This window comes from Zoogloea sp., from assembly GCF_023150065.1.
Classification (GTDB): domain Bacteria; phylum Pseudomonadota; class Gammaproteobacteria; order Burkholderiales; family Rhodocyclaceae; genus Zoogloea.
Window position 1 is genome coordinate 36537 of the sequence record NZ_JAKLLN010000015.1, and the last position, 10739, is coordinate 47275.

8 protein-coding genes are annotated in these 10739 nt (G+C 67.6%); 5 read left to right on the plus strand and 3 right to left on the minus strand.

Going from position 1 to position 10739, the window contains the following annotated elements; translation table 11 throughout:
• Nucleotides 1–3: 3 nt before the first annotated feature.
• Nucleotides 4–444: a type II secretion system major pseudopilin GspG gene (gspG, locus tag L6Q67_RS16150; protein ID WP_296571566.1), complete on the minus strand. Its 441-nt coding sequence runs from the start codon at nt 442–444 to the stop codon at nt 4–6.
• A 950-nt stretch (nt 445–1394) separates the two neighbouring features.
• Here gspG and L6Q67_RS16155 point away from each other — a divergent pair.
• Nucleotides 1395–2201: a hypothetical protein gene (locus tag L6Q67_RS16155; protein ID WP_296571568.1), complete on the plus strand. Its 807-nt coding sequence runs from the start codon at nt 1395–1397 to the stop codon at nt 2199–2201.
• 202 nt (nt 2202–2403) lie between these two features.
• Here L6Q67_RS16155 and L6Q67_RS16160 read toward each other — a convergent pair whose 3' ends face one another.
• Both L6Q67_RS16160 and L6Q67_RS16165 read right to left on the minus strand, forming a co-directional pair.
• A complete protein-coding gene (locus L6Q67_RS16160; RefSeq protein WP_296571571.1) occupies nt 2404–2799 on the minus strand; it encodes a PIN domain-containing protein in 396 nt (131 codons plus the stop codon).
• The gene (locus L6Q67_RS16165; protein WP_296571573.1) at nt 2799–3041 is read right to left on the minus strand and encodes an AbrB/MazE/SpoVT family DNA-binding domain-containing protein; all 243 of its coding nucleotides are present in this window, start codon (nt 3039–3041) and stop codon (nt 2799–2801) included. Before L6Q67_RS16165 ends, L6Q67_RS16160 begins: the two co-directional genes overlap by 1 nt.
• A 240-nt stretch (nt 3042–3281) precedes the next feature.
• Here L6Q67_RS16165 and L6Q67_RS16170 point away from each other — a divergent pair, with 240 nt between their 5' ends.
• From L6Q67_RS16170 to L6Q67_RS16185, 4 genes are all read left to right on the plus strand, one after another.
• Nucleotides 3282–6335: an ExeM/NucH family extracellular endonuclease gene (locus L6Q67_RS16170; RefSeq protein WP_296571576.1), complete on the plus strand. Its 3054-nt coding sequence runs from the start codon at nt 3282–3284 to the stop codon at nt 6333–6335.
• A 24-nt stretch (nt 6336–6359) separates the two neighbouring features.
• On the plus strand, nt 6360–7061 hold the full coding sequence (locus L6Q67_RS16175; RefSeq protein WP_296571579.1) for a PEP-CTERM sorting domain-containing protein: 702 nt from the start codon (nt 6360–6362) through the stop codon (nt 7059–7061).
• 98 nt (nt 7062–7159) lie between these two features.
• Entirely contained in the window at nt 7160–9106 is a 1947-nt protein-coding gene (locus L6Q67_RS16180) for a phosphate transport regulator (RefSeq protein WP_296571582.1), read from the plus strand.
• Between the two features lie 2 nt (nt 9107–9108).
• Nucleotides 9109–10722, plus strand: coding sequence for a PEP/pyruvate-binding domain-containing protein (locus L6Q67_RS16185; protein ID WP_296571767.1), 1614 nt, complete (start codon nt 9109–9111; stop codon nt 10720–10722).
• The last annotated feature ends 17 nt before the right edge of the window (nt 10723–10739 follow it).

The following is a 10739-nucleotide window of genomic DNA, read 5'->3' on the forward strand; positions in this document are numbered from 1 at the left end:
GGCTTACCAGTTGCCGATGTCGGCAGCCTCGCCGGTGCCGCCGGGCTGGCCGTCCCGGCCAAAGGAGTACAGATCGAACTCCCCATGCTCACCGGGCTGCACATACTGGTAGAGCTGCCCCCACGGATCCTTGGGCACTGCCTTCTTGAGATAGGGGCCGCCCCAGCGCGTCGCCTCGGCCGGCGCCGCCAGCAAGGCCTGCAAGCCCTCCTCGGTGGTCGGGTAACGCCCCATATCCACCCGAAACTGGTCCAGCGCCTTCTCGAAACCATCGATCTGCGCCCGCACCGCCTTGATCTCCGAGCGCCCGATATGGGTAAAGAACTTGGGCCCCACATAGCCCGCCAGCAGCCCGATGATGCTCATCACCACCAGCAACTCAAGCAGGGTAAAGCCGCGCAAGCGGCAAAAGGGAGGCAAGGCGAAAACGCGGACACTCGGCATGGTCGGCGCAGCCTAGGGGGCTTTCGTGACAGGGCCATCACGGATTGAAGTCATTCGGGTTTCAACACAGAATGGCACCGCAATCGATGATCGCCAGCCCTCCCGGTGGGGCAAACCCATTCGACCACGGACTTTTCCCAGCGGCCTACCGGTCATCAGCGTGAGAAGGTCGAGTGAATTCGCCCACACAGCGCGCGCGTCACCAATCTTTCAGCAAACCCATCCCAACGGAGGAGCGGTGGCGGATTTCGCCCTGCGACCCTTGTAGGGAATATCGGGGCTCAGACCACACATGCCCGCGTATCCGCCGGGCAGACGCTTTCTTCCGGGCCGTAACCACGCTCACAGTCCCCCGAAGAGGCGCTCTTGCGGAGCAGGGCCAGATGGCCCGTATTCGCTATTCGCGAATTACGAATTCGAAGCCCGGAGAATGGAACTCAAGACGCAGGATCTGATCGTTTTGCTCAAGGTCGCCGCACATCCGCCACGACGCTGGACTTACGCTGAGTTGAGCGCCGCGTTGTCCATGAGTGCGTCCGAGACGCATGCAAGCGTTAGACGTGCTGTCGAGTGCGGACTTGCGGTCTCTCATGGGCGAGATGGCTGGCAGCCTGTACGGCCGGCGCTGCTGGAGTTCTTGTTGCATGGTGTGAAATATGTGTGGCCCGCAGCCTTGGGGCCGGTCAAGCGAGGGGTACCGACGAGCATTGGTGCGGAGCCCCTGGCCAGCCAAGTGAACGTGGCGTCAGGTGATGCACCCGTGTGGCCACATCCCGATGGAACGGCTAAAGGCCCATCCATCTCGCCGCTATACAGAACAGCGCCGGATGCGGCACTTCGAGACCCGGATCTGCACCGCCTCCTTGCGCTGCTGGATGCTGTCAGATGCGGTCGGGCTCGTGAGAGAGCGCTGGCTGCTGACATGTTGAGCCGCGAGCTCGGAGGAGCACATGCTTCCGAATGATCCGAACCTGGCGCAGCTTCGGCTGATTGCTGAGGCCCTGGGTGATCTGCGACACCAACTCGTATTCGTGGGGGGCTCAATCGCAGGCCTGCTCATGACAGACCCTCTTGCCGATGCTGTGCGTGCGACGATGGATGTCGATGCTGTCGTCGAAGCCGGACGAGTTGCGTTCTTCAGGCTCGAAGATGAGATAGCGGCACGCGGCTTCATGCGCGACAGCAGCAGCGAAGTGATCTGCAGATGGAAATATCGCGATTCCGGCGTGCTGTTCGATCTCATGCCCGTCGAGGCCTCCGTGCTCGGCTTCACGAATCGCTGGTATCCATACGCCATTCAGAGCGCTACTCCGGTTGATCTCGGGAACGGCATCACGATCAGGCTCGCAAGCGCAGTTGCATTTGTTGCAACAAAGCTCGAGGCGTTTATCGACCGAGGCCAGCGTGACTTCATGACGAGTCACGACCTCGAGGACGTGCTCAGCGTCGTCGATGGTCGCGCAGAGTTGGCAGACGAGTTCACTCTTGCTCCAGTGGCTCTCCGACACGCCGTAGCGGCGACGTTTGCTGAACTGCTCAGCAATCCCGACTTCGAGAATGTGCTACCGGGGCTGCTCACGGACCACCGACTGCAGTTGCCAGAAATGAGAAAAACCTGGATTTACCTTGCTGGAGTCGTCGTTTTCAGCCTGGCATATACATGGCTGAAGACGATAATGAGTGAGCCAGTCTTCTTCGTCGGAGCAATCAGCTACTTGCTGCTGCTGCGGTTTGTTGCTGAACGGATCGGAAAGTAGATTTGTGGATCCGAAGACCGCCGCTGCAGTGGTCACGGAGTGCCTGCTCCTGGCCAGGCCCCTGCGGGCCGACAGCTACCTGTATGACGAACTGGGCAACGTCAAGGCCCGCTCCACTGACAGGGGGACGGACCTACACCTACGACGAGATCAACCGCCTTCAGAACGTTTGGCCACCAGATTCTGTCGCCGCGGCCCGAGGTCAGACAAACGGATTTCTGACCTGTAGCCCTCCCAGCACCAATCCACCCTGCAGATCCTCCGTGTACAGCACTTCGGCATCGACCTCCTGCGCCGACGCGCAGATGAGCGCATCGTAGAGCGATAGCTGGAAGCGCTCGGCCAACTGAAGGGCACGCTCGTGGGCGGCGAGCGACAGCGGTACCACCGTACAGCACGCCTTAACCGCATCGAGCAGTCCATGCACCTCTGGCCAGGGCAGCTTCAGCTTGCGTCGGCACACCGATGTCGCTTCATTGAGCACCTGGACGCTGACCACGCCCCCCCGTGCCAGCAACGCTTCGGCCACATCGGCCTTGTGCGCATCGGCCGACAGCAGGTAGAGGACGACGTTGGTGTCGAAGAAGACTGGACGCATCAGGGCTGCCGGTCCTCTTCATGGGCTTCGAGCCGATCAAAGCGAAAATCGGCGGGCAGCCGGCCCCTCAAGCGGCGCAGCCGGGCAAGCAGTTCCTGGGGCTGTGCCTTGCGGGCGACCTCAAGGGAGCGTTCCCCCACGACGTGCAGCTCGATTTCTTCACCTTCCTTCAACTCCAGCGCCTGAACCACCGCAGCCGGCAGACGAACGGCGAGCGAATTTCCCCATTTGGCGACTTGCATGAAGGCCTCCTTGCTTAGATATACATTGAGCAATCAGTTTATCCTTAAGCCGATGCGTTGGTAAGGCCGGGGCGACTTTCTACCGAACTCGCGCCGGCACAAGAACCCCATCACCAATCTTTCAACACGCTTGCAGCAAACCCATCCGAACGGAGGAGTAGCGGCGGATTTCGCCCTGCGACCCCTGTAGCACGACTTGCCTACAGTGCCGGGTCAGTCCACCATCCCGGAGCCCCTCCCATGCCTACACCCCATCGCCTCGCCGCCGCGCTCTGCACGGCCGGCCTTCTGTCTGCCAGCGGCCTCGCCAGTGCCGCATCGGACATCGTCATCAGCCAGATCTACGGGGGTGGGGGCAACGTTTACAGCGCCGACTACGTGGAGCTCTTCAACCGGAGCAGCAACCCGGTGGATGTGAGCGGCTGGTCGGTGCAGTACGCCAGCGCCACAGGCACCGGCAACTTCTCGGGCAACGGGGTGGCGGCGCTCAATGGCACCCTGCAGCCGGGCCAGTACCTGCTGGTGCGGCTGGCTGTCACGGCCGGGGGCAGCGCCCTGCCGGCGGCCGATGCCACGGGCACCTCCAACCTGGCCCAGGCCAATGGCAAGCTCATCCTCGCCAATGTGGCCACCGGCCTTGCCTGTAACGGCAGCAGCACGCCCTGCACCCCGGCGCAGAATGCCCAGATCGTCGATCTGGTGGGCTTCGGCAGCGCCAACTTCAAGGAAGGCGCCAGCGCCGCGCCGGCGGCCAGCGCCACCACCGCGCTGTTCCGGGCTGCGGCCGGCTGTACCGACACCGACAACAACGGCGCCGACTTCAGCACCGGCGCACCGGCCCCGCGTAACAGCGCCAGCCCCCTCAACCAGTGTGCCGGCGCGCCGGTGAATGCCCCCATCGTCCCCGCCTGCAGCCCCCTGAACATCCAGCAGGGCCAGGCCGGCAGCGTGACCCTGACGGCCAGTGACCTGGACAGCCTGGTGACCGGCGCCAGCATCGACAGCGCGCCGGTGGCCGGCATCAGCCTCGGCCCCGTTACGCCTTCGGCCGCCGATGGCGCCGCCGCCAGCGTCAGCCTGCAGGCCAGCGCCGCGGTCAGCCCGGGCACCTACCCGGTGCGCGTGCTGTTCACCAACAACGAGGCCCAGAGCGCCAGCTGCACGGTAGACGTGACCGTCAGCGCCGCCGCGGCCACCACCTCCATCCCCGAGATCCAGGGCAGCGGCAACACCAGCCCGCGGGTGGGCGAGACCCTCATCACCAGCGGCGTGGTCACCGCCATTTTCCCCGGCCTCAAGGGCTTCTACCTGCAGGACCCGACGGGTGACGGCAACCCCGCCACCTCCGACGGCCTCTTCGTGTATGTGAACAACGCCACCATGCCGGCCGGCGTGGCGGTGGGCAACCGCATCTCGGTGAAGGGCACGGTAGCCGAGTTCAGCGGCCTCACCGAGCTCACCAACCCCAGCGCCGTCACCGTGCTGGGCACGGGCGAAAGCGTCGCTCCCACCGACGTGACCCTGCCGGAGAGCATCAACGGCGAGCTGGAGCGCTACGAAGGCATGCTGGTGCGCATTGTCAGCCCCATGACCGTGGCCCAGAACTACTTCCTCGGCCGCTTCGGTCAGCTCACGCTGTCGGCGGGCGGGCGCCTCGAAAAGGCCACCAACCGCTTCCGCGCCGGCTCGGCCGAGGCCATTGCCCTCAACGACGAGAACCAGCGCCGCCTGCTGGTGCTCGACGACGGCAGCAGCCTGCAGAACCCCAGCCCGACCCCCTACATCGGCAGCGGCAACACCGTGCGCGCCGGTGACACGGTGGTTGGCAACCTGGTCGGCGTGCTCGACCAGGGCCCGATCAACACCAGCAGCCCGGCAACCCTCGACTACCGCCTGCACCCCACCGAAACGCCGGCCTTCACGCGCGCCAATCCGCGCACCCCGGCCCCGGCGGCGGTGGGCGGCAACGTCAAGGTGGCGAGCTTCAACGTGCTCAACTATTTCAACGGCGACGGCAGCGGCGGCGGTTTCCCGACCAGCCGCGGTGCCTCCTCCACCGCCGAGTTCGAACGCCAGCGCGTCAAGATCATCGGCGCCCTGCGCGCCCTCGACGCCGACGTGGTCGGCCTGATGGAGATCGAGAACGACGGCAACGGCCCCCGGAGCGCCATCCAGGATCTGGTAAACGGCCTCAACGCTGCCATGGGCGCCGGCACCTATGCGGTGGTGCCCGACCCGGCCAATGGCACCGGCAGCGACGAGATCAAGGTAGCCCTGATCTACAAGCCGGCCCGGGTCAGCCGCGTCGGAGCTTCCCTGTCCGACCCCGCCGCCATCAACAACCGCCCGCCCCTGGCCCAGACCTTCGCCGCCCTCAATGGCGAGAAGTTCTCGGTGGTGGTCAACCACTTCAAGTCCAAGAGCTGCACCGACGCCGCCGGTGCCGACCAGGACCAGGGCGACGGCCAGGGCTGCTTCAACCCCCGCCGCATCGACCAGGCCCGCCAGCTGCTGGCCTTCATCGGCCAGGTGCGCAGCACGGCCGGCGACGACGACGTGGTACTGATCGGTGATCTGAATTCCTACGGCAAGGAAGACCCCATCGCCCAGCTCACCCAGGCCGGCTTCATCGACCAGCTCGCCGCCCGGGAAGCCAGCCCCTACTCCTACGTCTTCGACGGCGAGACCGGCTACCTGGACCACGCCCTGACCAGCGCCAGCCTCAACAGCCAGCTGGCCGGCGTGGGCCACTGGCACATCAACGCCGACGAACCCTCCTTCATCGACTACAACCTGGAGTTCAAGCAGCCCGCCTGCACCGCCTGCGAGCCGGACCTGTACTCCGCCACGCCCTACCGCTCCTCCGACCACGACCCGGTCATCGTCGGCCTGCAGCTGGTGCGCAAACTCGAAGGCACGGCCGCCCGCGACACTCTTACCGGCACCCCCGGTGACGACCTGATTGTCGGCGGCGACGGCGCAGACACCCTCACCGGCGGCGCCGGTGCCGACACCTTCGCGTATCGCAACCTGCGCGAAGCCGGCGACACCATCACCGACTTCGTGCCCGGCACCGACCGCCTGCACCTGGGCGCCCTGCTGGCCAGCATCGGCTACACCGGCACCCAGCCGCTGACTGACGGCTACCTCAAGCTGGTCGGCACCGCGGCCGGCACCAGCGTGCAGATCGACCCGGACGGCAACGGCCCTGCTGCGGCCCGCCCCCTCGTGCTGCTGAAGGGCGTTGCGGCCAGCAACGTCGACGCCAGCCGCGACATCATCGTCGCCCCCTGACCCCCGACATCCAAGGACACACCCATGAAGCGCATGTTCGCCCTCTCCACCGCCCTGCTGCTGGGCGCCCTCATCGCCAACCCGGCCAAGGCCGCCGTGATCAACGGCGACTTCGCCGCCGGCCTCACGGGCTGGGACAGCCTTGGCGATGTCAGCGTCTCCGCTGGCGCAGCCCGCCTCAGCACCGCCTCCCTCGACGTGGATGACTTCCCCGCCGCGGCCGGCGCCTTCAACCTCTCCGGCAACGCCGCCGCCCCCGTCGGTCAGCCCGGCGGCGTGGAAGAGTTTGCCGGCCTGCCCCTGGGCCAGCTCGACCCGGACCCGCTGAACGGCAGCTGGGCCTTTGAAGGCTCGGCCCTGCGCCAGACCCTGGGCATCCAGGCCGGTGACACCCTCAGCTTCGACTGGCGCCTGGGCACAAACGAAGACCCCCTCGCCGGCATGAACGACTACGCCTTCGTGGTCATCGGCGGCGTGCTCACCGTGCTCGACGACGTGTTCACAGGCCTGGGCAGCGGCCGCTTCACCCACACCTTCGGCGCCGCCGGCAGCGTGGACGTGGTGTTCGGCGTGGTCGACACGGGCGACTACGTGGGCAGCTCCTGGCTGTCGATCAACGCCGTGCAGCTCAGCGCCGCCCCCACCGCGGTGCCCGAGCCCGGCTCCCTGGCACTGGGTCTGGCCGGCATCGGCCTACTGGCCCGCCGCCTGCGCCGCCAGGGCTGAAAGCGCGCGCACAGGGTATGGACAGGCTGCCGGCCTGACATACCCCTGTCACCCGCCGGGCTCACCCTGTGTGTCCTCAACGCCCCGGGAGCGAACGCATGACGGAAAAGGCACGCATCATCGACGCCCTCGGGGAGCCCAGCCTGCTGCTCCCGGCCCTGCTGGCCGAGGCGCTCGCCGCCAACGACCGGGTCAAGTTCTACTTCAGCCTGCTCCAGGCGGCCCAGCTCCACGCCACCCATCCCGGCCACACCCAGCCCTCCCTGTCGGCCGAGCGTGGCGCGGCGGGGATTGACGACGACAGCCTGGATGCCCTGCCCGGCCTCAGCGCACTGGTCGAGGATGACCTCTACCGGATTCCCGATGCCGAGAAGCTGTGCGCCCTGATCGCCACGGAGCTCGAAACCCTGCTGATGCCGCTCCGCACCGGCGGCGATGACGCGGCCGCCGGTCTGGCCGCGCGCCTGTCGGGGCTGCGGGGGCAGGCCTGGTGCGCCAGCCAGGACTGCCTCTCCCGCGACCAGATCACCCGCCTTGTCTCGGGCGACCGGGAGTCGGGTGACAGCGCCCACCTGCTGGTAATGGACATGCACAAGGCCCTGCTGCGCCTGCAGGCCCAGATCGCCGCCGAAGACATCGACGGCGCCGCGGCCTACGACATCAGCCCCGCCGACCGCCCCCTGATCGCCGCCTTCATGCGCGGGGTGAACGAAACCCGGCCGCTCAAGTTCGACCACCCCGGCCTGGGCACCACCGCCACCCGCAGCGGTGAACGCCTGATCGTCCAGAACGACATCGGCACCACCGACGCCCACGTCCTCGTGGTGCACGTGGAAAAGGGCTGCGTCCGCGTCACCTACACCGACGTACACATCCAGCGCCTGCTCTTCTTCCAGAGCCTGTTTGCCCACTGGGCGGTGAACTGGGACGACACCCGCTCGCGCACCGACCGGGACATGAGCGACGGGGTCTATCACATCAGCACCGGCACCTTCACCGCCAACAACGAGGCCGGGCTGAGCGACTACCTGTGCTTCCTCGGCTCCCGGCTGGTCTTCTTGATCGACTGGAACCGGGCCCGCAAGCGCCTGCGCCTGCTGCTGCCCAAGAAGGAGAGCCTGGCCGTGCTCAAGTGGGCTGCCGACGAAGGCATCGGCCACATGGGCTGGCTGCGGGCCGGCGGCGAGCAGCTGGTCTTCGACGCCCTGGCCTTCGCCGCCCGCACCCCGCCCGCCTTCGGCGCCCGGCTCGACGACACCCTGGACCGCAGCCGGGCCATGGCCTTCATGCAATTCGTGTTCCGCAGCTGCAGCCAGGCCCAGCTCGACCGGCGCCCGGACGAAGAGGTCCGCGACGCGCTGCGGGCCGAGCTGCTGACCTGCTTCCGCAGCACCCGCCAGCAGCTCATCGACATCGCCGCCGAACATGCCGCCCTGTCCATCGAGATCGCCTCGGGCCTGCGCGACTGCCTGCTCGACATGGCCGGGCCCGAGGCCAGCGAACGCATCACCCACAACGCCAGCCGCGCCCGCCACTGGGAGCACCAGGCCGACGAGCTGGTCAACCTGGCGCGCGAACTGCAGCGCCAGAACGCCCGCCACGGGGATTTCTACTGCACCCTGATCGAGGGCGCCGACGACATCGTCGATGAACTCGAGGAAGCCGCCTTCCACCTCGGCCTGTTTCCCGCCACCCCACCCGGCGCCACCCTGCTGGAAGCCCTGGGCACCCTGGCCAGCCTGGCGGTCTCCAGCGCCCAGGAGTTCGTCAAGGCCCTGGAAAGCGCCCGCGGCGTGCGCCAGGGCGGCCCCCGGGAAGACCTGCAGGATCTTCTCGAATCCATCCACCACATCATGGCCGCCGAACGGCAGAGCGACGACGCCCACCGCCGCTTCAAGCGCGCCCTGATCAACGAAGGGGGCGACTTCCGCGATCTGTATGCCTGCGCCGAATGCGCCCGCAACCTGGAGAACGCCGCCGACCTGCTGCTCCATGCGGCCCTGCAGCTTCGGGATCACGTGCTCGGCACGGTGATGGGCGAGTGAGCATGGACTTCAGCCAGCACCTCTACGGCATCGGCCTGCCCGGCCCGCGGCGCGAGGGGCCGGTGGAGGCCATGGGTTTCAAGGCCGGCAACCTGGCCCGCATGGCCGCCATCGGGCTGCCGGTGCCCCAGGCCTTCGTCCTCGGCACGCCCCTCTGCCAGGCCTTCAGCGCCGACCCCGAGGCCTTCCGGCCCACCCTGCGCAAGCTGCTGGAGAGCCAGATCGAACGCCTGGAGGCGGCCTGCGGGCTGGAGTTCGGCGCCGGGCGCAAGCCCCTGCTGGTGTCCGTCCGCTCCGGCGCACCGGTGTCGATGCCCGGGATGATGGACACCATCCTCGACGTAGGCCTCACCGACGCCACCCTGCGCGGCCTCCTGCGCATGACCGGCAACCCCCGCCTGGTGTGGGACTCCTACCGGCGCCTGATCCAGCAGTACGCCGAGGTGGTGCACCACCTGCCCTCCGCCCCCTTTCGCAACGCCCTGGCCCACTGCATGGCACAGAGCGGTGCCCAGCGCCCCCAGGAGCTCGACTTCCGGGCCCTCACCCGCCTCGCCCGCAGCTACCTCGAGATCTTCGAAGGCCTCAGCGGCACCCCCTTTCCCCAAGACCCGCTGGAGCAGCTCCATAGGGCCACCGAGGCGGTGTTCGACTCGTGGATGAGTCCGCGGGCCGTCGAATACCGGCGCATGCGCCGCATCGACATGCAGATGGGCACCGCCGTCACGGTGCAGCGCATGGTGTTCGGCAACGCCGGGGGTACATCCGGCGCCGGCGTGGGCTTCAGCCGCGACCCGGCCACCGGCGAAAACCGGTTGTATCTGGACTTCCGCTTCAACAGCCAGGGGGAGGACGTGGTTTCGGGGCAGCACTCCGCCCCCGACACCGTCCGCCTGGCAAGCAGCCTGCCCCACGTCCAGGCCCGCCTGCAGTCCGTTGCCGAGATCCTGGAGCGGGAATTCGGCGACGTGCAGGAATTCGAGTTCACCGTGCAGGACGGCATCCTCTACCTGCTCCAGACCCGCAGCGCCAAACGCACCCCCTGGGCCGCCCTGCGCATTGCCGTGGAACAGGTGAACGCGGGCCTGTGGTCACCCGCCCGGGCGCTCGGCATACTTGGCGACGTGGATCTGCAGGGGCTGGTGCGGAGCTGCATCGGCGACGCCTCCGGCCACCCCCTGCTGGCCCGCGCCACCCCGGCCGGCCTGGGCGTTGCGGTGGGGGTCATCGCCCTCGACCCGGCCGAAGCCTGCGCCCATGCCGATGCCGGGCGTGACTGCATCCTGGTCAGGGATGACACCAGCACCGAAGACCTCCGCGGCATCGCCGCGGCACAAGGCATCCTCACCGCCCGCGGCGGCCGCACCGCCCACGCCGCGGTGGTGGCCCGGCAGCTGGGCAAGGCCTGCCTGGTGGGCTGCGCCGAGCTGAACATCGACCTGCCCCGGCGCAGCCTCACCATCGGCAACACGCCCCTCCAGGCGGGCGACCTCATCACCCTGGACTGCGCCAGCGGCCATATCTACGCCGGCGCCGTGCCGGTGATCCGGGAACGCCCCGACGCCTGGCTGAAGCAGGTCGCCGCCTGGTTCAGCCACGCCACAACGGCCAGCTGACCCACAGAACTCCCGAA